18 protein-coding genes are annotated in these 21,989 nt (G+C 70.9%); 4 read left to right on the top strand and 14 right to left on the bottom strand.

The window, feature by feature from the left end:
* The first annotated feature begins 148 nt into the window (after window positions 1-148).
* Window positions 149-1,291, top strand: a complete 1,143-nt coding sequence (locus tag ACIP4X_RS29030) for a glycerate kinase (RefSeq protein ID WP_358730165.1) — start codon at window positions 149-151, stop codon at window positions 1,289-1,291.
* A gap of 568 nt (window positions 1,292-1,859) precedes the next feature.
* Here the strand turns inward: ACIP4X_RS29030 and pssA are convergent.
* The 11 genes from pssA to ACIP4X_RS28975 form a co-directional block, all read right to left on the bottom strand.
* Entirely contained in the window at window positions 1,860-2,678 is an 819-nt protein-coding gene (gene pssA, locus ACIP4X_RS29025; RefSeq protein ID WP_100566767.1) for a CDP-diacylglycerol--serine O-phosphatidyltransferase, read from the bottom strand.
* Window positions 2,679-2,700: 22 nt separating this feature from the next.
* Complete coding sequence (locus ACIP4X_RS29020) at window positions 2,701-3,357, bottom strand: phosphatidylserine decarboxylase (RefSeq protein WP_358730030.1); 657 nt, start codon at window positions 3,355-3,357, stop codon at window positions 2,701-2,703.
* Window positions 3,358-3,527: 170 nt separating this feature from the next.
* On the bottom strand, window positions 3,528-4,769 hold the full coding sequence (locus ACIP4X_RS29015) for an acyl-CoA dehydrogenase family protein (protein ID WP_358730031.1): 1,242 nt from the start codon (window positions 4,767-4,769) through the stop codon (window positions 3,528-3,530).
* A gap of 3 nt (window positions 4,770-4,772) precedes the next feature.
* A complete protein-coding gene (locus ACIP4X_RS29010) occupies window positions 4,773-5,285 on the bottom strand; it encodes a MaoC family dehydratase (RefSeq protein WP_358730032.1) in 513 nt (170 codons plus the stop codon).
* A gap of 15 nt (window positions 5,286-5,300) precedes the next feature.
* A complete protein-coding gene (locus tag ACIP4X_RS29005; RefSeq protein WP_358730033.1) occupies window positions 5,301-6,317 on the bottom strand; it encodes a CoA ester lyase in 1,017 nt (338 codons plus the stop codon).
* Window positions 6,314-8,362 (bottom strand): methylmalonyl-CoA mutase family protein, encoded by a 2,049-nt coding sequence (locus ACIP4X_RS29000; protein WP_391454988.1) that lies wholly within the window; start codon window positions 8,360-8,362, stop codon window positions 6,314-6,316. The genes ACIP4X_RS29005 and ACIP4X_RS29000 overlap by 4 nt, the downstream gene beginning before the upstream one ends.
* 9 nt (window positions 8,363-8,371) lie before the next feature.
* A complete protein-coding gene (gene ccrA / locus ACIP4X_RS28995) occupies window positions 8,372-9,709 on the bottom strand; it encodes a crotonyl-CoA carboxylase/reductase (protein WP_391455267.1) in 1,338 nt (445 codons plus the stop codon).
* A gap of 464 nt (window positions 9,710-10,173) precedes the next feature.
* Complete coding sequence (locus ACIP4X_RS28990) at window positions 10,174-10,992, bottom strand: TetR family transcriptional regulator (RefSeq protein ID WP_358730035.1); 819 nt, start codon at window positions 10,990-10,992, stop codon at window positions 10,174-10,176.
* Between the two features lie 136 nt (window positions 10,993-11,128).
* Window positions 11,129-12,934 (bottom strand): 3-hydroxybutyryl-CoA dehydrogenase, encoded by a 1,806-nt coding sequence (locus tag ACIP4X_RS28985; protein WP_358730036.1) that lies wholly within the window; start codon window positions 12,932-12,934, stop codon window positions 11,129-11,131.
* Between the two features lie 384 nt (window positions 12,935-13,318).
* The gene (locus ACIP4X_RS28980; RefSeq protein WP_358730037.1) at window positions 13,319-13,720 is read right to left on the bottom strand and encodes an SDR family oxidoreductase; all 402 of its coding nucleotides are present in this window, start codon (window positions 13,718-13,720) and stop codon (window positions 13,319-13,321) included.
* 79 nt (window positions 13,721-13,799) lie between these two features.
* Complete coding sequence (locus ACIP4X_RS28975; RefSeq protein WP_358730038.1) at window positions 13,800-14,498, bottom strand: alpha/beta hydrolase; 699 nt, start codon at window positions 14,496-14,498, stop codon at window positions 13,800-13,802.
* Between the two features lie 246 nt (window positions 14,499-14,744).
* Here ACIP4X_RS28975 and ACIP4X_RS28970 point away from each other — a divergent pair, with 246 nt between their 5' ends.
* Window positions 14,745-15,320 carry an adenylosuccinate lyase gene (locus ACIP4X_RS28970; protein WP_358730039.1) on the top strand — a complete coding sequence of 192 codons (576 nt, stop codon included), beginning with the start codon at window positions 14,745-14,747 and terminating at the stop codon, window positions 15,318-15,320.
* 88 nt (window positions 15,321-15,408) lie between these two features.
* Here the strand turns inward: ACIP4X_RS28970 and ACIP4X_RS28965 are convergent, their stop codons facing one another.
* The 3 genes from ACIP4X_RS28965 to ACIP4X_RS28955 form a co-directional block, all read right to left on the bottom strand.
* The gene (locus ACIP4X_RS28965; protein ID WP_391454987.1) at window positions 15,409-15,807 is read right to left on the bottom strand and encodes a Rid family hydrolase; all 399 of its coding nucleotides are present in this window, start codon (window positions 15,805-15,807) and stop codon (window positions 15,409-15,411) included.
* A 101-nt stretch (window positions 15,808-15,908) separates the two neighbouring features.
* The gene (locus ACIP4X_RS28960) at window positions 15,909-17,504 is read right to left on the bottom strand and encodes an alpha/beta fold hydrolase (protein ID WP_391454986.1); all 1,596 of its coding nucleotides are present in this window, start codon (window positions 17,502-17,504) and stop codon (window positions 15,909-15,911) included.
* A 134-nt stretch (window positions 17,505-17,638) separates the two neighbouring features.
* Window positions 17,639-18,676: an Rv2578c family radical SAM protein gene (locus ACIP4X_RS28955; RefSeq protein ID WP_401351314.1), complete on the bottom strand. Its 1,038-nt coding sequence runs from the start codon at window positions 18,674-18,676 to the stop codon at window positions 17,639-17,641.
* Between the two features lie 210 nt (window positions 18,677-18,886).
* On the opposite strand from ACIP4X_RS28955, the gene ACIP4X_RS28950 reads away from it, so the two are divergent.
* Window positions 18,887-19,330, top strand: coding sequence for an SRPBCC family protein (locus ACIP4X_RS28950; RefSeq protein ID WP_391454984.1), 444 nt, complete (start codon window positions 18,887-18,889; stop codon window positions 19,328-19,330).
* A 158-nt stretch (window positions 19,331-19,488) separates the two neighbouring features.
* The gene (locus ACIP4X_RS28945) at window positions 19,489-21,879 is read left to right on the top strand and encodes an MFS transporter (RefSeq protein ID WP_358730044.1); all 2,391 of its coding nucleotides are present in this window, start codon (window positions 19,489-19,491) and stop codon (window positions 21,877-21,879) included.
* Window positions 21,880-21,989 lie beyond the last annotated feature (110 nt).

The following is a 21,989-nucleotide window of genomic DNA, read 5'->3' as shown; positions in this document are numbered from 1 at the left end:
GCGGGGCTCACCGGCACGTCAGGGGCTTCTCACGGTCCGGGCGGGGCATGACGGCGGGGGCCGTCGGCGGTTAAGGTCGCAGCGGCGCGACTGGCCCTGACGTGCGGGGCCCCGAGAGCAAGGGGATGTCAAGGTGGCGGACGCTGCAGTGCGAGGCACCCGGCGGGTGCTGGTCGCCGCGGACAAGTTCAAGGGCTCGCTGACGGCCGTGCAGGTCGCCGAGCGTGTGACGGCCGGGCTGCGCCGGGTCGCGCCGGACGTGGAGGTGGAGGCGCTGCCCGTCGCCGACGGTGGCGACGGGACCGTGGACGCGGCGGTCGCGGCCGGGTTCGAACGCCGGGAGGTACGGGTCGCGGGTCCCCTCGGGGACGAGGTGACCGCCGCGTTCGCGCTGCGCGGCGACACGGCGGTTGTGGAGATGGCCGAGGCCAGCGGGTTGCAGCGGCTGCCGGCCGGTGTGTTCGCGCCGCTCACGGCGTCGACGTACGGCTCCGGGGAGCTGCTGCGGGCCGCGCTGGACGCGGGGGCGCGGACGATCGTGTTCGGTGTGGGCGGGAGCGCGACGACGGACGGGGGCGCGGGGATGCTGTCCGCGCTCGGGGCGCGGTTCCTGGACGCGGACGGGGAGCCGATCCCTCCGGGGGGTGGGGGGCTGGCGGAACTTGTTTCGGCCGACCTGTCCGGGCTCGACCCGCGGCTCGCGGTGGTGGAGCTGGTGCTTGCCAGCGACGTCGACAATCCGCTGACCGGGCCGAAGGGGGCGCCGGCGGTCTACGGGCCGCAGAAGGGGGCGTCGGCGGAGGACGTGGCGACGCTGGACGCGGCGCTTGCGCACTTCGCGAAGGTGCTGGAGGGTGTGGGCGGGGCCGGGAGCCGGGCCGCCGAGTATGCGGCCTCGCCCGGGGCCGGTGCGGCGGGTGGTATCGGGTTCGGGGCTCTGCTGCTCGGGGCGCGGTTCCGGGCGGGGATCGAGGTCATGCTCGATGTGCTGGGGTTCGCCCCGGCGCTGGAACGGGCCTCGTTGGTGATCACCGGTGAGGGCTCACTGGACGAGCAGACTCTGCACGGGAAGGCTCCGGCCGGGGTCGCGGCGGCGGCGCGTGCTGCGGGGAAGGATGTCGTCGCGGTCTGCGGGCGGGTGGCGCTGGGGCCGGAGGTGCTGGAACGTGCGGGGATCCGGCGTGCGTACGCGCTGACGGAGGTCGAGCCGGACGTCGCGGTGTGCATCGCTGAGGCGGGGCCGATTCTGGAGCGGGTCGCCGAACGGATCGGCGTCGACTGTCTGGGCTGAGCCCTGCTTTGCCCACCGGCCGGTCGGAGTGCGTGTCCTCCGGGGCTCCGCCCCGGCTCTGGCCTACGGGCCAGTGGGGGGTGCCCATGGTCTGGGCTCCACCCCGGACCTCACCCACCCACCCGCCCGACTCGGTGGGTGCGGGGGCGCCCGTTCCCTGGGGCTCCGCCCCAGACCCCGCTGCCTGACTTGGTGGGTGTATGGGTGGCCGATGCCTGGGGCTGGGCCCTAGGCCGCGCCGGGGCTTCGCCCCGGTTCTCGCCCACCCACCCGCCCGACTCGGTGGGTGTGAGGGGGCCGTTTCCTGGGGCTCCGCCCCGGTTCTTGCCCACCCGCCCGCCCGACTCGGTGGGTCTGAGGGGAGCTGTTCCCTGGGGCTCCGCCCCAGACCCCGGCGGGGCTTCGCCCCTGCACCCCAGGGGGCTCCGCCCCCGGCCTCCCCCCCCCGCCGGGGCTGCGGCCCTCGCCTGCCCTCACCCGCGACCCCCGGTCGCCCTCAGCCCCACAGCAAAGGGCCCCGAACCTCTCAGTTCGGGGCCCTTCAGGGGTCCACAGGTGCAGCGGAGCGTTACGGCTGGGCTGCTCGGGCCTCTCGGCGGTTGTCGCGGAAGTTGTTCACTCGGCGGGCCGTGGCGAACAGGGGGATCACCGCGCCCATGACCAGTTGCAGGGCGCAGCCGGTCTGGAGGAGGAGCTGGCCGCTGGGGGCGTCGAAGGCCCAGGCTGCCAGGAGGCCCATCGAGAGGACGATCCAGGACAGCATGGCCACCGCGAGGCGGCCCCTCGGCTTCGGGTACTCCACGCGGCTCACCATCAGCCATGCCGTGCCGAGGATCGCCAGCAGCGTGGCCACGAAGGGCAGCTCGAGCAGGACGATGGAGACCACCGTCAGCGCGCCGAAGGGCGAGGGCATGCCCTGGAACATGCCGTCCTTCAGCGTCACGCAGGAGAACCTGGCGAGCCGCAGGACCACCGCCAGCAGCACCACGATCGCCCCGAGGGCCGCCACCCTCTGGTGGGCGTCGTCCGCGACCATGCCGTAGACGAGGACGAAGTACGCCGGCGCCAGGCCGAAGCTGATCAGGTCGGAGAGGTTGTCCAGCTCGGCGCCCATGGGGGAGGAGCGCAGCTTCCTCGCGACCAGGCCGTCGAACAGGTCGAAGACCGCCGCGCACAGCATCAGGATGACCGCCGTGGCGGCGCTGTGCCGGGCCATGCCCGCCGACTCGTCGTTGCCGGTCAGGTGCGGGATCAGGATGCCGGTGGTGGTGAAGTACACCGCCATGAAGCCGCAGGTCGCGTTGCCCAGGGTGAGGGTGTCCGCTATCGACAGCCGCAACGAGAGGGGCATCTCCTCCTCTTCGTCCACCTCGTCCGCCTCCGGCACCCAGCCGGCCTGGGTCTCGGGATCAATCACGGTCAATGCGAGTCACCCCAGCCACGGTCTTCTGGCCGACCTCGACCGCGACGTCCACACCCTCGGGCAGGTACAGGTCGACGCGCGAGCCGAAACGGATCAGACCGATCCGCTCGCCCTGCTCGACCTTGGTGCCGGACGGGATGTAGGGGACGATGCGGCGGGCCACCGCGCCGGCGATCTGCACCATCTCGATGTCGCCGAGCTCGGTGTCGAAGTGCCAGACGACCCGCTCGTTGTTCTCGCTCTCCTTGTTGAAAGCCGGAACGAAACCGCCGGGGACGTGCTCGACCGACGTGACCGTGCCGGAGAGCGGGGCGCGGTTGACGTGGACGTTCAGCGGGCTCATGAAGATCGCGACGCGGGTACGGCCGTCCTTCCACGGCATGATGCTCTGCACCACACCGTCGGCCGGCGAGATGACGCGGCCCTGGGCGATCTCGCGCTCCGGGTCGCGGAAGAACCACAGCATTCCCGCCGCGAGAGCGGTGGCGGGAACGGCTACGGCCTTGGCGGAACCCGAGCGGCGGGCGCGCAGCAGGCTGACGGCCGCGGTGGCGACGGTCGGGAGAAGCCAAGGCGATGCTCCGCGCGCAAGGCGTACGCCGGCCAGGCTGTCACGATGTGCAGGGGTTTGGCTGTGGGGCATGGATGACCTTCGTAGCGGATGATGCCGCGCTTTCGACGGGGGACGGCGGCTTTCCGCGATCGTAGCGGTTAAGGGCCACAACTGGGTAAGCCGAGCTGCCGAGTCGGCGGGTGAACACCGCTGACGGGGTGTGATCTTCTTCTCGAAGAAAACACCCCGTAGTCGGACATTCAGCCCTGGAGCCGATACTCTTCGAGCAGTCTTCGGCCGATGATCATTTTCTGGATCTCGGCGGTGCCTTCACCGATGAGCAACATGGGGGCCTCACGGTACAGGCGCTCGATCTCGTACTCCTTGGAGAAGCCGTACCCGCCGTGGATGCGGAACGCGTCCTCGACGACCTCCTTGCAGTATTCGGAGGCCAGGTACTTCGCCATGCCGGCCTCAAGGTCGTTGCGCTCACCCGAGTCCTTCTTCCGGGCGGCGTTCACCATCATGGCATGGGCGGCCTCCACCTTGGTGGCCATCTCCGCCAGCTTGAACTGGATGGCCTGGTGCTCGGCGATCGGCTTGCCGAAGGTGTGGCGCTGCTGGGCGTAGGCCACGCCGAGCTCGAAGGCGCGCTGGGCGACCCCGCAGCCTCGGGCGGCGACGTTGACGCGGCCGACCTCGACACCGTCCATCATCTGGTAGAAGCCGCGGCCGGTGGTGCCGCCGAGCACCCGGTCGGCGGGCACGCGCAGGCCGTCCATGATGAATTCGGTGGTGTCGACGCCCTTGTACCCCATCTTGTCGATCTTGCCGGGGATGGTGAGGCCGGGGCGGACCTCGCCGAAGCCGGGCTCCTTCTCCACCAGGAAGGTCGTCATCGACTTGTGGGGCGCGGTGCCCTCGGGGTGACCCTCGTCACTGCGGACCAGGACGGCGACGAGGGAGGAGGTGCCGCCGTTGGTCAGCCACATCTTCTGGCCGGTCAGGACGTACTCTCCCCCACTCTCGACTGCGCTCGAGCAGGAGGTGCCCCCATCGTCCTTGACCGCCTTGGAGGTGATCGCCGACACGTCTGAGCCCAGGCCCGGCTCCGACATCGAGAAGGCGCCGCGGATGTCGCCGGCCGCCATCCGGGGCAGGAAGTGGTCCTTCTGCTCCTGGGTGCCGTGCTGCTTGAGCATGTAGGCGACGATGAAGTGGGTGTTGATGATGCCGGAAACCGACATCCAGCCGCGGGCGATCTCCTCCACGCACAGTGCGTAGGTGAGGAGCGACTCGCCCAGGCCCCCGTACTCCTCGGGGATCATCAGGCCGAACAGGCCCAGTTCCCTCAGGCCGTCCACGATCGCTTGCGGGTACTCGTCGCGGTGCTCCAGCTCGGTCGCGACCGGGATGATCTCCTTGTCGACAAAGTCACGGACGGTGGAGACGATCTCCTGCTGCACGTCCGTCAGACCGGCGGTCTGGGCGAGTCGGGCCATGGCCTAGTTCCCCTGCTCCCTGGGTTCCGGGCGGCCGGGCTGCTCGCCGCCGCGCTCCTTGGTGTACGTCTCGGTCGGCACCATCACCTTGCGGCGGAAGACGCACACCAGCGTGCCGTCCTGCTTGTAGCCCCTGGTCTCGACGTGGACGATGCCGCGGTCGTTCTTCGACTTCGACGGCCACTTGTCCAGCACCGTCGTCTCGCCGTAGACCGTGTCGCCGTGGAAGGTCGGCGCCACGTGCTTGAGCGACTCGATCTCCAGGTTGGCGATGGCCTTGCCGGAGACGTCCGGGACGGACATGCCGAGCAGCAGGGAGTAGATGTAGTTGCCCACGACGACGTTCCTGCCGAAGTCGGTCGTCTTCTCGGCGTAGTTGGCGTCCATGTGGAGCGGGTGGTGGTTCATGGTCAGGAGGCAGAACAGGTGGTCGTCGTACTCCGTGACCGTCTTGCCCGGCCAGTGCTTGTAGAGGGCCCCGACCTCGAACTCCTCGTAGGTCCGTCCGAACTGCATGCCGCTCAGGCCTTTCTAGTCGGTGGGCGTCTCGAACTTCGACGTGCGCCGCATGCCCGCCGCGCGGCCCTTGCCCGCGACGACCAGCGCCATCTTCCGGCTGGCCTCGTCGATCATCTCGTCGCCGAGCATCGCCGAGCCCTTCTTGCCGCCCGCCTCGGACGTGCAGTACTCGTACGCGTCCAGGATCAGCTCGGCGTGGTCGTAGTCCTCCTGCGAGGGTGAGAACACCTCGTTGGCGGCCTCCACCTGACCGGGGTGCAGCACCCACTTGCCGTCGAAGCCGAGGGCGGCCGCCCGGCCCGCCACCTCGCGGAAGCCGTCGACGTTGCGGATCTGCAGGTAGGGGCCGTCGATCGCCTGGAGGTCGTTGGCGCGCGCGGCCATCAGGATCTTCATCAGGATGTAGTGGTAGGCGTCCGCCGGATAGCCGGGCGGCTGCTCGCCCACGACGAGCGACTTCATGTTGATCGACGCCATGAAGTCGGCCGGGCCGAAGACGATCGTCTCCAGCCGCCCGGAGGCCTGAGCGATCTCGTTGACGTTGTTCAGACCACGGGCGTTCTCGATCTGCGCCTCGATGCCGATGCGGCCCACCTCGAAGCCCATCGTCTTCTCGATCTGCGTCAGCAGCAGGTCGAGCGCCACGATCTGCTGGGCGTCCTGCACCTTCGGCAGCATGACGCAGTCCAGGTTCTGGCCCGCCCCCTCCACCACCGTCACGACGTCGCGGTACGTCCACTCCGTCGTCCAGTCGTTGACCCGCACCACCCTCGTCTTGCCCGTCCAGTCGCCCTCGTTGAGGAACTTGACGATGGTGTGCCGCGCCTCCGGCTTGGCCAGCGGCGCGCAGGCGTCCTCCAGGTCGAGGAACACCTGGTCGGCGGGCAGGCCCTGCGCCTTCTCCAGGAAACGGGGGTTCGAGCCCGGTACGGCCAGACAGGAGCGCCGGGGACGAAGGCGGTCGAAAGAAGGCCGTGCGGCGCAGCCGCCCGTTGTAAGGGTGGTGGCGGGCGACGGGTGGGCGGTCATGCGGGGACCTCCAAGGGGTCGAGATTGTTCGCTTTCCGGATCTCGTCGACGATACGGCCGATGATCCCGGTGATGTCGAAGTCCTTCGGCGTGAACACCGCGGCCACTCCGGCGGCCCTGAGCTGCTCGGCGTCGCCGTTCGGGATGATCCCGCCGGCGATCACCGGGATGTCGGCGGCGCCGGCCCGGCGCAGCCGCTCCAGCACGTCCGGCACGAGCCTGGCGTGCGAGCCGGACAGGATGGACAGGCCGACCGCGTGCACGTCCTCGGCGAGCGCCGCGTCCACGATCTGCTCGGGGGTGAGCCGTATGCCCTGGTAGACCACCTCGAACCCGGCGTCGCGGGCCCGTACGGCGATCTGCTCGGCGCCGTTGGAGTGCCCGTCCAGGCCCGGCTTGCCGACCAGGAAGCGCAGCTTGCCCACGCCGAGGTCACGGGCCGTCAGTTCCACCTTGCGGCGCACCCCGGCCAGCGCCGAGCCCTCCTCGGCGGTGACGGCGACCGGCGCCGACGACACGCCGGTGGGCGCCCGGAACTCGCCGAACACCTCGCGCAGGGCCCCGGCCCACTCGCCGGTCGTGACACCCGAGCGGGCGCACTCCAGCGTGGCCTCCATCAGGTTCTCGGTGCCCTTGGCCGCCTCCTTCAGCCGCTCCAGCGCCTTGCAGGGGCGCGGGTGGTTGAACGGCGGCTGGTACCGGGTGTCGCGCCAGTGCTGGAGGGACTCGGTCACGCGGGCCTCGACCGCCGGGTCGACCGTCTGGATCGCGGTGTCCAGATCGGCGGTGAGCGGGTTCGGTTCGGTGCCCTCGAATATGTTGACGCCGACGATCTTCTCCCGGCCCGACTCGATCCGGGCCCTGCGCTCGGCGTGCGAGGCGACGAGCTGCGACTTCAGATAGCCGGATTCCACGGCCGCCATCGCGCCGCCCAGTTCCTGGATGTGCTCCATCTCGGCGAGCACCGCCTCGACCAGGTCCGCCACCTTCGACTCGACCACCTTCGAGCCCTCGAAGATGTCCTCGTACTCCAGCAGATCGGACTCGTAGGCCAGTACCTGCTGGATGCGCAGCGACCACTGCTGGTCCCAGGGCCTGGGCAGGCCGAGGGCCTCGTTCCAGGCCGGGAGCTGCACGGCACGCGCGCGTGCGTCCTTGGAGAGGGTGACGGCCAGCATCTCCAGGACGATCCGCTGGACGTTGTTCTCCGGCTGCGCCTCGGTCAGGCCGAGGGAGTTGACCTGGACGCCGTAGCGGAAACGGCGGTGCCTGGGGTCCTCGATGCCGTACCGCTGACGGGTGATCCGGTCCCAGACGCGGCCGAACGCCCGCATCTTGCACATCTCCTCGACGAAGCGGACGCCCGCGTTCACGAAGAAGGAGATGCGGCCGACGACGTCGCCCATGCGCTCCTGCGGCACCTGGCCGCTGTCGCGCACCGCGTCCAGGACGGCGATCGCGGTGGACATCGCGTACGCGATCTCCTGCACCGGTGTGGCGCCCGCCTCCTGCAGGTGGTAGCTGCAGATGTTGATCGGGTTCCACTTGGGCATGTGGGAGACCGTGTACGCGATCATGTCCGTGGTCAGCCGGAGGCTCGGGCCCGGCGGGAAGACATGGGTGCCGCGGGACAGGTACTCCTTGACGATGTCGTTCTGGGTCGTGCCCTGGAGCCCGGTGATGTCCGCGCCCTGCTCCTCCGCGACGACCTGGTACAGCGCCAGCAGCCACATGGCGGTGGCGTTGATGGTCATCGAGGTGTTCGTCCGCTCCAGGGGGATGTCCTGGAACAGCCGGCGCATGTCGCCGAGGTGCGCGACCGGCACGCCGACCCGGCCGACCTCGCCGCGGGCGAGGATGTGGTCGGGGTCGTAGCCGGTCTGCGTCGGCAGGTCGAACGCCACCGACAGACCGGTCTGGCCCTTGGCGAGGTTGCGCCGGTACAGCTCGTTGGAGGCCTCGGCCGTGGAGTGGCCGGCGTAGGTGCGCATGAGCCACGGCCGGTCCCTGTCCCCGTGGGCCCTGGGTGTCTGACGCTCACTCATGTGCGCCTCTCAGATGTTCCGGAAGCGGTTGATGGCGTCGATGTGCCGGGCGCGCATGGCCTCGTCGCGCACGCCGAGGCCCTCCTCGGGCGCAAGACACAGCACGCCGACCTTGCCCTGGTGCAGGTTGCGGTGCACGTCGTACGCCGCCTGCCCGGTGTCCTCCAGGGAGTAGACCCGGGACAGCGTGGGGTGGATCTTTCCCTTGGCGATGAGGCGGTTGGCCTCCCAGGCCTCGCGGTAGTTGGCGAAGTGGGAGCCGATGATGCGCTTCAGGGACATCCACAGGTAGCGGTTGTCGTACTCGTGGGTGTAGCCCGAGGTGGAGGCGCAGGTGACGACGGTGCCGCCCTTGCGGGTGACGTAGACGCTCGCGCCGAACGTCTCACGGCCGGGGTGCTCGAAGACGATGTCGACGTCCTCGCCGCCGGTGAGTTCGCGGATGCGCTTGCCGAAGCGCTTCCACTCCTTGGGGTCCTGGGTGTGCTCGTCCTTCCAGAACCGGTAGCCCTCGGCGGTGCGGTCGATGATCGCCTCGGCGCCCATGGCGCGGCAGAGGTCCGCCTTCTGCTCGCTGGAGACGACGCAGACGGGGGTCGCGCCGCCGGCGAGGGCGAACTGCGTGGCGTAGCTGCCGAGTCCGCCGCTCGCGCCCCAAATGAGCACGTTGTCGCCCTGCTTCATGCCTGCGCCGTTGCGGGAGACGAGCTGGCGGTAGGCGGTGGAGTTGACGAGGCCGGGGGCGGCGGCCTCCTCCCAGCTCAGATGGCCGGGCTTGGGCATGAGCTGGTTGGACTTGACGAGCGCGATCTCGGCGAGGCCGCCGAAGTTGGTCTCGAAGCCCCAGATGCGCTGCTCCGGGTCGAGCATCGTGTCGTTGTGGCCGTCGCTCGACTCCAGCTCGACGGAGAGGCAGTGCGCGACGACCTCGTCACCGGGGTGCCAGGCGTTGACGCCGGGGCCGGTGCGCAGGACGACGCCGGCCAGGTCGGAGCCGATGATGTGGTACGGCAGGTCGTGGCGTTTGGTGAGCTCGCTGAGCCGGCCGTAGCGCTCCAGGAAGCCGAACGTCGACAGCGGCTCGAAGATCGAGGTCCACACCGAGTTGTAGTTGACCGAGGAGGCCATGACGGCCACGAGGGCCTCGCCGGGGCCCAGCTCGGGCACCGGCACCTCGTCCAGGTGCAGGGACTTGCGCGGGTCCTTGTCGCGGGTGGCGAGCCCGGCGAACATCTCCGTCTCGTCCTTGTGCACGGTGATCGCGCGGTACGACTCGGGCAGTGGCAGGGCGGCGAAGTCGGCGGACGTGGCCTCCGGCGACTGGATCGCCTCCAGGATGTCCTTCACGGTCACGGTGTTGCCTCCGGCGTCGAGCGCCCCGGAGGGAGGGGCGCTGAGGGTTACGTCGGTGCTGCTGAGGGGCGGTGAGGGGGCCGGCGGTCCGGCCGGGTGCCGTCGGTTCGGCGGGGTGGGGCTTTCGGCGGCGCTTTGTTGGCGCGGGAGGTTGCCTGTGACGCAGGCGTCCGGGCGTGCGAGCCGCCATCGGCTTGCTGGGACAGCCGGCGTGCGTGCGGTTCCGCCGTGCGCCGACCGCCCGGACACCTTCAACGTATGACACCGCGTGTCATCAGGCAAGGCACTCAGTGCCAGAATCTTCGCTCAAACGAAAACTTTACGCAACAGATGAGCGATGATCGATCGAACGGGGGTGCCGACCCGGGGGAAAACGGGCTTCGACATGCCAAAACGGCCACCCCGTGGGGTGGCCGTGAGTACGTGCACGTACATGGTCCTCACTGTCGCGAGGCCTCTCAGCGCTCCTTCAGCGCCTCCTCGATGGTGCGCATGACCTCTTCCAGCGGGGCGTCGGTACGCGCGACCGCCACCAGCACCTCGCCCTGCTGCGACACCGCCGCCGAGGGCCCGGAGCCGGACCCGGGCGCCGTCGCGCGGCCGGCCCCGATACCGGTGCCGAACGTCTTGCGCACGATCGCGAAGGCGTGGTCGAGCTGCGCCTCGACGTCTCCCCGGCCCTCGGCCCGCAGCCAGCGCCGCAGCACGTGGTTGTGCGCGGTGACCACGGCCGAGGCGGCGACCTCCGCGAGCAGCGGGTCGTCGTTGGCGTCGTCGGCGTGCACCCGCTCGTCGAAGTGGCCCAGCAGATAACGCGTGAACAGGCGCTCGTAGCGGGCCACGGAGGCGATCTCCGCCTCGCGCAGCGTGGGCACCTCGCGGGTCAGCCGGTAGCGGGCGACCGAGATCTCCGGCTGCGCCGCGTACATCTTCATGACTTCCTTGATGCCGCGGCACACCGTGTCGAGCGGGTGCTCGTGCGCGGGGGCCGCGTTCAGCACCGCCTCGGCGCGGATCAGGGTGTCGTCGTGGTCGGGGAAGATGGCCTCTTCCTTGGAGCGGAAGTGGCGGAAGAAGGTGCGCCGGGCGACGCCGGCCGCCGCGGCGATCTCGTCGACCGTGGTCGCCTCGTACCCCTTGGTCGCGAACAGCTCCATCGCGGCGGCCGCCAGCTCCCGGCGCATCTTGAGCCGTTGGGCGGCCGCGCGGGAGCCCGCGGCGCTCTCCGGCGCGTCGGGCGTGGCGGGTGTACGTGTGGACCTGGCGGGCTGGGGCATGACCCGAACGTACTGCATGGACGCGGCCCGGTGCGCGCGTCCCCGCCTTCCTCCGTCCTCGGTGGACGGGGGAGCGGCCGCCGGCTCCAGCAGGCCGCCCCACTCCCGTCCGTCCGTGAACCGGTCGCCGGGGCGGTCAGCGCCGGGCATATTCGCGGAAGCCGCGGCCCGTCTTGCGGCCGAGGCAGCCCGCGGCCACCAGATGCTCCAGGAGCGGGGCCGGGGCCAGGCCCGGGTCGCGGAACTCGCGGTGCAGGACCCTCTCGATGGCCAGCGAGACGTCCAGGCCGACGACGTCGAGCAGTTCGAACGGGCCCATGGGATAGCCGCCGCCGAGCCTCATCGCCGCGTCGATGTCGTCCAGGGACGCGTAGTGCTCCTGCACCATCTTGACCGCGTTGTTGAGGTACGGGAACAGCAGGGCGTTGACGATGAAGCCGGCGCGGTCCCCGCAGTCGACGGCGTGCTTCTTGATCGTCGCGCACACCTCGCGGACCGTCGCGTGGACGTCGTCCGCCGTCAGCACCGTGCGGACGACCTCGACCAGCTTCATCGCGGGCGCCGGGTTGAAGAAGTGCATGCCGATCACCTCGTGCGGGCGCGAGGTGGCGCGGGCGCAGGCGACCACGGGCAGCGAGGAGGTGGTGGTGGCCAGGATCGCGCCCGGCCGGCACACCTTGTCCAGCGCCGCGAACAGCTGCTGCTTGACCGCCAGGTCCTCGGCGACGGCCTCGACCGCGAGATCCACGTCGGCGAAGTCGTCGAGGCTGCCGGTCGCCGTGATCAGGTCCAGGGTCCGCGCGGCGGCCTCGGCGGTCAGCCGGCCCTTGTCGACGGAGCGGGAGAGCGACTTGCCGATACGGGCCTTGGCGGCCTGCGCCTTCTCCGCGCTGCGGGCGGCCAGCACGACCTCGTACCCGGCCTTCGCGAACACCTCCGCGATCCCGGAGGCCATGGTGCCCGAGCCGGCCACGCCGACGGAGCGCACCGGGCGGCCGGGGCCAAGCACGTCGCCGGACGGCGGGGTCAACGCGTCCCGCACGACGACGCCGCTGCCCGGCGCCTCGTAGGTGTAGAAGCCGCGGCCCGCCTTGCGGCCGGTGAGGCCGGCCTCGCTGAGCTGCTTCAGGATCGGCGCGGGCGCGTGCAGCCGGTCGCGGGACTCGGTGTACATGGCCTCGAGGACCGTGCGCGCGGTGTCGACGCCGATCAGGTCGAGCAGCGCCAGCGGGCCCATCGGCAGTCCGCAGCCGAGCCGCATCGCGGCGTCGATGTCCTCGCGGGAGGCGTACCGGCCCTCGTACATCGCGGCGGCCTGGTTGAGGTAGCCGAACAGCAGCCCGTCGGCGACGAACCCGGGCCGGTCGCCGACCGCGACGGGTTCCTTGCCGAGTTCCAGGGCGAGGTCGGTGACCGCCTGGACGGCCTGCGGGGCGGTCAGCACCGAGGAGACGATCTCCACCAGCCGCATGGCCTGCGCGGGGTTGAAGAAGTGCAGTCCGAGCACCCGCTCCGGGTGGGCCGAGTCGGCGGCCAGGCGGGTCACCGACAGGGCGTTGGTGCCGGTGGCCAGGATCGTCCCCGGCCGCACGATGCCGTCCAGCTCCCGGAAGATCTGCTGCTTGGTCTCGTACGACTCCGGCGCCACCTCGATGACCAGGTCGGCGCCGGCCGCCGCGGTCAGGTCGGTGCAGGTGCGCACGCGGGCGAGCGCGTCCGTGCGCTCCCGCTCGGTCAGGCGCCCGCGTTCCACGGCGCGGGCGGTCGAGTGCTCCAGGGCGGCGACGCACTGGGCGGCCGCCGCCTCGCTGATGTCGATGCCGACGACCTCGCGGCCCGCGCGGGCCAGGACTTCGGTGATGCCGGTGCCCATGGTGCCGAGGCCGACGACGGCGATCGTCTTCAGCGGGGACAGGGAGGTGTCGGAGAGGGGAGCGGCCATCGCGGGACTCCAGGAATGAGAGTGACGACTGGGAACGCGTCCCGGGGACGCCGAGGGGCGCACCGGGTGCGGAAGGAATCGATCTGCGGGTGTTGCCGGGCCGGGAGCGCACGCGCCCGGCGCCGGTCGCCGCGGGCGTCTGCGCGCCCGGCGGCCGGTGAAGGCCGACCGGCTCTGTCCCGAAGCCGGGTCGTACTGCGGTACTCGGGGTACCGAACCGACAACACTCGTGGTGGCTGCGTCACCAGGCCACTGCGAGAGGATGCGAGAGGGTGTCTCGCTCGTCTGAGCTTAACCGGGGGGTAACGAGCGCGCCACCCCCCTGAGTTTGTGATGTACGTCCCGCGCGGCCGGCCACCCGCCCGGGAGAGCGGCTGCGGGCGTTCAGACGGACTTGACCTCGCCGCCGTCCATGCGGAGGGCCGAGCCGGTCAGCCGGCGTGCCCCCGGTGAGACGAGGAAGGCCATGAGTTCGGCGATCTCGTCCGGTTCGCCATAGCGTGCGATGCCCGCTTCCCGGGGGAACTTCGCGGTGGCCTCCTCGACGGTCATGTCGTGCAGCGGCGCCCAGTGTTCGAGGTACGAGCGGCGGCGGCCGGTCATCACCGGTCCCGGCAGGACGCTGTTGACCTGGACCCCGTCCGCGATGCCGCGGTCGGAGAACGCCTTGGCCAGTGCGACGATCGCGGCGTTGATCGTGCCCATCGGCCGGTCGACCGCGATCCGGCTGGCGCGCGACTTCGACGCGATCGCACTCGTCGCCCGCAACTGTTCAGGCCGCGTCACGTCGTGACGGGCTGCTCCGGTGAACAGGGTCCGGTGGCCCCTGTTCAGGGGCGGTCGCCGGTCGGGCGCTGCCGGACGGTTACGCGGACACCGCCACACCCCGCACGGCGTCGAGGACGATGTCCACGACCTCCTGGGGAGCGGTGACCAGGGGCGTGTGGTCCACCGGGTGCGGGCGGGCGTGTGCACCCATCCGCTCGGCCATGAAGCGCTGCGTGTCCGGGGCGATCATGCGGTCCTGCTCGGCGATCAGGAACCAGCTCGGGCGGTCCCTCCACAGCGGCCGTCCGACCGGGACACCGATGCTCGCCGCGGCGATGGGGCGCTGCACGGCGGCCAGAAGCGCCTGCTCCTCGGCAGAGGCGTGCTGTGCGAAGGCGCCGGCGAAGGCGTCCTCGGGCAGCCAGACCAGCCCGTGGGCGTCCGGCTGGAGCTCCGGCGTCCGCGGGTCCGGCCGGCCGCGATGGAAGACGTCGCCCACGGTCTCTCCTTCGTCGGGCGCGAGCGCCGCCACGTAGACCAGCGCGGCGGCCTTCGGATCGCGGGTCGCCCCGATCACGGCTCCGGCATACGCGTGTCCCACCAGGACGAGCGGGCCTTCGAGCCGCTCCAGAACGCGGTCGAGGGCCGCGACGTCGTCGGTCAGGGAGGTCAGCGGCAGGGGTGCCGCGACGACTTCGACGCCCTCGGCCCTCAGCAGGCCGATCACCTTGCGCCAACTCGATCCGTCCGCCCAGGCACCGTGCACGAGTACGACACCGACGTGGTTGGTGGACATGGTTCGTTCCTCTGTCTTCGTGGTCCCGGCGGACGAGTCGCGTGATCGGCACAGATCGACGGCGGGCGGCCAACCTGTCACAACGGGGACCTGGACGAACCTCCGGACACGCTCCACGCTCCGGCCGAAGGGCACCAATGGCTCAGCGACGGGGTGGAGAGACCGGCCCCCTCGTTCACACCTCGGCCGCCCCATGGTCCGACAACTCCGCCGCCTTCCACGGAGCGGCGCACTAGGCTGGCCGTCGTGGACGAAGAGTTGCGATCGCTCACGGAGCGCTTACGGCAGGAGTCGGGCGGGTCGGTGGCGTACGAGCACCTGGTCGCCACCTTGGACACGGACGAGCTGGCGGAGGTGCTCACGGCACCGGGGCAGCCGCTGTGGGCCCGGGAGTTGGCCGCGTTCCGCCTCGGACTCGCGGGGGACCGGCGGGCGTTCGAGTCGCTGGTCCTGCTGCTGAACCACCGCGACCCGCAGCGCTGCGTCGGCGCCGCGTACGCGCTGTCCCGGCTCGGCGATCCCCGTACCGCGCGGGCCGCGGCGGCCCTCGCCACCAACGAACTGCGGGTCGCCTACGCGCTGCATCCGGTACGGCTGCTGGTGGAGTTGCGGGCCCCCGAGTCCGTCCCCGCCCTGATCACCACACTGGAGCGCCGGCTCCGCCCGCACGACCCCTACCGGCGGGTGGCCCTGGCCTGTGTGGAGGGGCTGGGCGCGCTCGGCGACGTCCGGGCCCGCCCCGTCCTCACCGAGGCCCTCGCTCACCCGGCGTTCGCGGAGGCGGCGGTGGCGGCCCTGGCCCGCGTACCGGAATCCGGGTGAGCGACCGGGACCCGCGGGAACCCCTCAACCGGGCGCTGCGACGGGGATCGGCCCACTCAGGCTGTACGCCTCACTCGGCCTGTACGCCTCATTCCGGCAGTACGGCGAACGCCTCGACCTCCATCAGGAACTCGGGGCGGACCAGGCCCGCGACGCGGACGGCCGAGGAGGCGGGCAGGCGGTCGGCGTTCATGTGCGCCTCGCGGGCGGCACGGATCGCCGGGAGATGGGCCGTGTCCGTGAGGTAGTAGGTCAACTTGACGACGTGGTCGAAGGTCGCCCCGGCGGCGGCCAGGCAGCGGCGGAGGTTCTCGAAGACCTGCCGGGCCTGCGCGTCCGGGTCGCCCTCGCCGACGAGTTCGCCGTTCTCGTCCAGGGCGACCTGCCCGGAGATCGCGACGAGACGGCCGGTGCCCATGACCACATGGGAGTAGTGCGCGGCGGGGGCGACCCCGTCGGGGGCGGGGATCCTGGTGGGCTCACTCATGCGTCCATGGTGGACCACGGGTGGGACGTCCACGGGCAGGTCACCGCCCCCGACGGGCCGTCAGGCCGCTTGCCGCGCCCCGGTCGAGCCGGCTCGGGCGCTCAGCCGCGGAAGCCGACGAGTCCGTGCAGCGCCGTTCCGCGCGCGCCGCCCGACGGGGAGGAGGCCGCTGCGGACGCCGCCCCGCTCGTCGGCTTCGGGTCGGGCAGCCGCTTGCAGACCGCGTCCGCGACACCCTTCCCGCGCGGCACCTTGCCGTTGGTCAGATACGTCGCCAGGTGCTTGTCCAGGCAGGCGTTTCCGCTCAGCGTGATGCCGTGGTTGCCGCCGCCCTGCTCGACGACCAGGCTGGAGTTCCGCAGCAGCCGGTGCACGGTGACACCGCCCTCGTACGGGGTGGCCGCGTCGTCGGTCGCCTGGAACAGCAGCACCGGCGGCAGCTTGCTGTTGGCGACGTTCACCGGGCGCTTGGCGGAGACGGGCCAGAAGGCGCAGGGCGCGTTGTACCAGGCGTTGTTCCAGGTCATGAACGGTGCCTTGGCGTGCACGGCCCAGTTGTCCTTGCGCCACTGCCGCCAGTCGCGCGGCCACGAGGTGTCACTGCACTGCACGGCGGTGTAGACGCTGTAGCCGTTGTCGCCGGAGGCGTCCACGGCGCCGAAGTTCTCGTACGCCTCGACCAGCGGTCCGGTCTTCTTGTCGTTCGCGTACGCCGCGAACGCCTGGGCGAGGTAGGGCCAGTAGCCGTTGTAGTAACCGCCCGGGACGAAGGTGTCCTCCAGTTCCGAGGCGCCGACCTTGCCGCCCGCGGGCTTCTTGGCGAGCGCCGCCCGCATCGCGTACCACTTGGCCTCGATCCGGGCCGGGTCCTTGCCCAGCTTGTAGGTCGAGTCGTTCTTCGCGATCCATGCGAGGAAGGCCTGCTGGCGGCCCTCGAAGGCGTAGTCCTGCTGGATGTTGTCGTCGTACCAGACGCCCGTCGGGTCCACGATCGAGTCGAGTACCAGGCGGCGCACCCGCTCGGGGAAGAGCTTGGCGTACACCGCGCCGAGGTAGGTGCCGTAGGAGTAACCGAAGTAATTGATCTTCTTGGCGCCGAGGGCCTTGCGGATGGAGTCCATGTCGGTCGCCGTGTTGACCGTGTTGATGTGCGGAAGCACGTTCGCGTACTTCTTGCCGCAGGCGGCGGCGAAGGACTTCGCGCGCGCGAGGTTGGCGTTCTCGATCGCCGTCGTGCTCGGCACCGAGTCCGGGCGCACCGGCTTGAAGGAGCCGGGCTTGCAGTCGAGCGCCGGGGAGCTCTTGCCCACCCCGCGCGGGTCGAAGCCGATGACGTCGTACTGGGCGGCGACCTTCTTGGGCAGGGAGGAGGCGACGAAACCGGCGAGCGAGAGACCACTGCCGCCGGGACCGCCGGGGTTGACCAACAGGGGGCCCTGGTAGGTCTTGGCGGTGTGCGGGACGCGGGACAGCGCCAGCGTGATCTTCTTGCCGGAGGGATGTCTGTAGTCGAGCGGTACCTTCACGGACCCGCACTGCAGGGTGGGATAACTGGTGGTGCCGCACTTCTTCCAAGTGACCTTGGTGGCGGATACGGCGGCTGCGGAGCGCGGCGTGCTCGCGTCGGCGGGGACGGCCGTGAGGGATCCGGCCATGACGACGGCGGCACCGCACAGTACGGCAGCGCTTTTTCTCATAAGTCCTCCCAGGACGGAGAGGCTGCGGACCGCGGTCTCGCGATCCTCGCCGCATCGTCCCGGAAAGACCTAGCGGAAGAGCGCGTTCTGACAATTCTTGACCCAATTGGGCCGAGTGATGCGCTCGAAGAATCTCAAATGAGCGTAAGTTGCGTGGGTTCGGGCACCGTGGGCGGTTTCGGTTCGGGCGGCTGGATGCGGCGGGCCGCTCCGGCGCGCGCGGGTCCGATCCCGTACTCCCTTGCCAGTTCGTGCACCTGACGGGTGATCCGGCGCTGGTACCACTTGGGGGCGTAGGCGCTCTCGGCGTACAGCCGCTCGTAGTCGCGCACGAGGCGCGGGTGGTGCTGCTCGAGCCAGGCCATGAACCACTCGCGGGCGCCGGGCCGCAGATGCAGCACCAGCGGGGTGACGGAGGTGGCTCCGGCCGCCGCTATCGCCCTTACGGTCTGGCGCAGTTGGGCCGGACGGTCACTCAGGAACGGGATCACCGGCGCCATCAGGACCCCGCAGCCGATTCCGTGCTCCCCGAGGGTTCGTACGACGTCCAGGCGTCGCTCGGGCGCGGGGGTGCCCGGCTCGACGGTGCGCCACAGCTCGGTGTCGGTGAAGCCCACCGAGACGCAGACGCCCACGTCGGTGACCTCGGCGGCCTGGGTGAGCAGGTCGAGGTCGCGCAGGATCAGCGTGCCCTTGGTCAGGATCGAGAACGGGTTCGCGTGGTCGCGCAGCGCGCCCAGGATGCCCGGCATCAGCCGGTAGCGGCCCTCGGCCCGCTGGTAGCAGTCCACGTTCGTGCCCATGGCGATGTGCTCGCCGTGCCAGCGGCGCGAGGCGAGCTGGCGGCGCAGCAGCTCCGGGGCGTTCACCTTGACCACGATCTGTGTGTCGAAGCCGATGCCCGTGTCGAGGTCCAGGTAGCTGTGCGTCTTGCGCGCGAAGCAGTACACGCACGCGTGCGTGCAGCCGCGGTACGGGTTGACCGTCCACTCGAAGGGCATGCGCGAAGCGCCCGGCACCCGGTTGATGATCGAACGGGCCCGGATCTCGTGGAAGGTGATCCCGCGGAACTCGGGTGTGTCGAAGGTACGTGTGGTGACCGCGTCCGCCCCGAAGAGCGCGGCGTCGGCGGCCCGGCCGTGACCGGGGTCCCCGGAGTTGTCCGGGTCCACGGTGAGGTGTCCCAGCGCATGGCGCCTCCTCGGTAGTACTGACCTCAGAATAGAACACATGTTCCCTTGATCGTGCGGCTGACCGTACGGACGTCGTTCCCGATCACTCGCTGTGCCGGGTCCGATCACTTACGGCCCCCGATTTGGGGGGCCGGGCGGCGGGGTGATTGGCTTGGCCCAAGCCTGAGAACGGATGTCCTGGAGGAAGCCATGGCGCAGGTCGAGGCCACTACGGAGCGGGTCGTCGCCGCCGACGCGGAGACGGTGTTCGACGCGGTCGCCGACTACAGCGGCACCCGTCCGAAGGTGCTCACCGAGCACTTCAGCGAGTACGAGGTGCGCGAGGGCGGTGACGGCGAGGGCACCCTGGTCCACTGGAAGCTCCAGGCCACCAGCAAGCGGGTCCGCGACTGCCTGATGGAGGTCTCCGAGCCCACCGACGGCGAGCTGGTCGAGAAGGACCGCAACTCCTCCATGGTCACCGTCTGGCGGGTCACCCCGGCCGGCGAGGGCCAGTCCCGTGTCGTGATCACCACCACCTGGAAGGGCGCCGGGGGCATCGGCGGCTTCTTCGAGCGGACGTTCGCCCCCAAGGGCCTCGCCCGGATCTACGACGCGATGCTCGCCAAGCTCGCCACCGAGGTCGAGAAGTAGCCCGACCGGAGCAACTCCGCTGCCGACGGCCCCCGTTGGCTCCTCACCGGTTCGAGTGGATCTCCCCGCGGACCGGACACCCGCCGTAACCCGTCGCCTTGCCCACAGTTGTCGCTTTGCGCGGCAATCGTGCGGCAGGTGCGACGAGGGAGCGGTACGTGGGCGGGATCACTCTGGTGCAGGACGAGCCGGTCGCGGCGCCCCCCAGGATCCCCTTCCCGCCGCCCTTCCCCGCCGCGCCGCTCGCCCCTCGCCGGGTACGGCTGGTCTTCTTCGGGCTGATGCTCGCGCTGCTGCTGGCCGCCCTCGACCAGATGATCGTCGCCACCGCGCTGCCGAAGGTCGTCGGCGAGCTGCACGGCCTGGACCGGATGTCCTGGGCGATCACCGCCTACCTGCTCACCGCCACCGTCGGCCTGCCCGTCTACGGCAAGCTCGGCGACCTGGTCGGCCGCAAGGGTGTCTTCCAGTTCGCCATCGCCGTCTTCGTGGTCGGCTCCGCGCTCGCCGGGCGGGCGCAGACCATGGACCAGCTCATCGCCTTCCGCGCCGTGCAGGGCATCGGCGCGGGCGGGCTGATGATCGGCGTGCAGGCCATCATCGCGGACATCGTGCCGCCCCGGCAGCGCGGCCGGTTCATGGGACTCATCGGCGCGGCCTTCGGGCTCGCCTCCGTCGCCGGACCGCTGCTCGGCGGCTACTTCACCGACCATCTGTCCTGGCGGTGGTGCTTCTACATCAACGTGCCCTTCGGCCTGATCACCTTCGCCGTGATCACCGTCGTGCTCAAGCTGCCCAGGACCCGGGTCAAGGCCCGCTTCGACGTGCTCGGCGCGCTGCTCCTCGCCGCCGCCTCCACCTGCCTGGTGCTCCTGACCAGTTGGGGCGGCACCGAGTACGCCTGGGGCTCGCGGGTCATCCTGGGCCTGGGCGCCGGCGCCGTCGTGGCCGCCGCGCTCTTCCTCGTCGTGGAGCGCTTCGCCGTCGAACCCCTCATCCCGCTGCGGCTGTTCCGCGACTCCGTCTTCAACGTCAGCGCCCTGGTCGGGCTCGTGGTCGGCGTCGCGCTGTTCGGCGCGGCCAGCTACCTGCCCACCTTCCTGCAGATGGTCGACGGCGCCTCGGCCACCGAGTCCGGACTGCTGATGCTGCCCATGATGGGCGGCATCGTCGGCGCGTCCATCGTCTCCGGGCAGCTCATCAGCCACACCGGCCGCTACCGGATGTACCCCCTCCTCGGCACCGCCCTGTCGGCCCTCGGCATGTGGCTGCTGTCCCGGCTCGAAGTCGACACGCCCCGGCTCCACTACAGCGTCTGGATGTTCGTGCTCGGCGCCGGGATCGGCCTGGTGATGCCGGTGCTCGTGCTCGCCGTGCAGAACTCCGTGCGCCCCGCCGACCTCGGCACGGCGACCAGCGCCAACAACTACTTCCGGCAGATCGGCGGCAGCGTGGGCGCCGCCGTTTTCGGCACCCTGTTCGCCGGCCGGCTCACCGACGCCCTGCGCCACCGCGTGCCCACGAGCGCGGGTGCCGCCCTCCCCGACCCCGAGTCGATCACCCCGCAGGCCGTACGGACGCTGCCGCCGGCCCTGCACGACGCCTATGTGCGGGCGTACGCGGACGCCATGCCGCGGATCTTCCTCTACCTGGTGCCGGTGCTCGTCCTCGGCCTGCTCATCGCCTTCTTCCTCAAGGAGAGACCACTGGTGTCCCACAACGCCCATGTGACCGACCCGGAGACCGCGCCGCTCAACCCCGGCGTGCCGCAGGCCCGTTCTCCCTTCGCCGCCGGTGTTCCCGTCTGCGGCACCGTGCAGCACCCGGACGGCACCGTCGTGCCCCGCGCGGCGCTCACCTTGATCGACGTCGCGGGACAGCAGATCGGGCGGGGTGCGAGCGGCGACGACGGGCGGTACGCGCTGTCGACACCGGGCGCCGGTTCGTACGTCCTGATCGCGGCGGCCGGCGGGCACCAGCCGCAGGCCGTCTCCGTGACGGTCGGCGAGCGGCCCGTCGAGCTCGACGTCGTCCTCGGCGGTGCCGGACGCCTCACCGGCACCGTGCTCACCGCCGACGGCAGCCCCGTGCGCGACGCCATGGTCACCCTGACCAACGTGCACGGCGAGGTCGTCGCGAGCACCCGCAGCGGACGCGAGGGCGGCTACGCCATCACCGAACTCGTCGCAGGGGAGTACACCCTCGCCGCCAGCGCCCCCGCCTTCCGCCCGGCCGCGCTGCCGGTCAGCGTGCAGGCCGCGCGGGAGACCCGTCAGGACGTCGAACTCGCGGGCGGGGCCGTGCTGCGCGGTACCGTCCGGGCCGGCGGCGGGCGGCCCGTCGAGGACGCGCGCGTCACCCTCCTCGACGCCGCGGGCAACGTCGTCGACACGCTCACCACCGGACCCGACGGAACGTTCCGGTTCGTCGACCTGTCCTCCGGCGAGTACACCGTGATCGCGGCCGGCTACCCGCCCGTCGCCACGGTCCTCCAGGTGGCGGGCGGAGGCCGCACGGAACGCGATCTCCAGCTCGGGCACGAGGACTGAGCAGCGTACTGGAGGGAGCGCGCCACGGTGCGCCGGCGCGCTCTCCCTGACGCCAATTCGGGTATTGCCGCACATCGTGACGGGCCGTCCCCGTACCGTGGTCCCCGGGG

The sequence above is a fragment of the Streptomyces sp. NPDC088817 genome (assembly GCF_044750345.1).
Classification (GTDB): Bacteria; Actinomycetota; Actinomycetes; order Streptomycetales; family Streptomycetaceae; genus Streptomyces.
The sequence above is the reverse complement of the archived record's forward strand: the minus strand, read 5'-3'. Positions and strand labels throughout refer to the sequence as shown.

Bases quoted from the DNA above. Each gene is read 5' to 3' on its own strand.
- ACIP4X_RS29020 (WP_358730030.1), bottom strand. From the start codon at position 3,357: ATGCCCCACAGCCAAACCCCTGCACATCGTGACAGCCTGGCCGGCGTA.
- ACIP4X_RS29015 (WP_358730031.1), bottom strand. From the start codon at position 4,769: ATGGCCCGACTCGCCCAGACCGCCGGTCTGACGGACGTGCAGCAGGAG.
- ACIP4X_RS29010 (WP_358730032.1), bottom strand. From the start codon at position 5,285: ATGCAGTTCGGACGGACCTACGAGGAGTTCGAGGTCGGGGCCCTCTAC.
- ACIP4X_RS29005 (WP_358730033.1), bottom strand. From the start codon at position 6,317: ATGACCGCCCACCCGTCGCCCGCCACCACCCTTACAACGGGCGGCTGC.
- ACIP4X_RS29000 (WP_391454988.1), bottom strand. From the start codon at position 8,362: ATGAGTGAGCGTCAGACACCCAGGGCCCACGGGGACAGGGACCGGCCG.
- ACIP4X_RS28990 (WP_358730035.1), bottom strand. From the start codon at position 10,992: ATGCCCCAGCCCGCCAGGTCCACACGTACACCCGCCACGCCCGACGCG.
- ACIP4X_RS28985 (WP_358730036.1), bottom strand. From the start codon at position 12,934: ATGGCCGCTCCCCTCTCCGACACCTCCCTGTCCCCGCTGAAGACGATC.
- ACIP4X_RS28975 (WP_358730038.1), bottom strand. From the start codon at position 14,498: ATGTCCACCAACCACGTCGGTGTCGTACTCGTGCACGGTGCCTGGGCG.
- ACIP4X_RS28965 (WP_391454987.1), bottom strand. From the start codon at position 15,807: ATGAGTGAGCCCACCAGGATCCCCGCCCCCGACGGGGTCGCCCCCGCC.
- ACIP4X_RS28960 (WP_391454986.1), bottom strand. From the start codon at position 17,504: ATGAGAAAAAGCGCTGCCGTACTGTGCGGTGCCGCCGTCGTCATGGCC.
- ACIP4X_RS28950 (WP_391454984.1), top strand. From the start codon at position 18,887: ATGGCGCAGGTCGAGGCCACTACGGAGCGGGTCGTCGCCGCCGACGCG.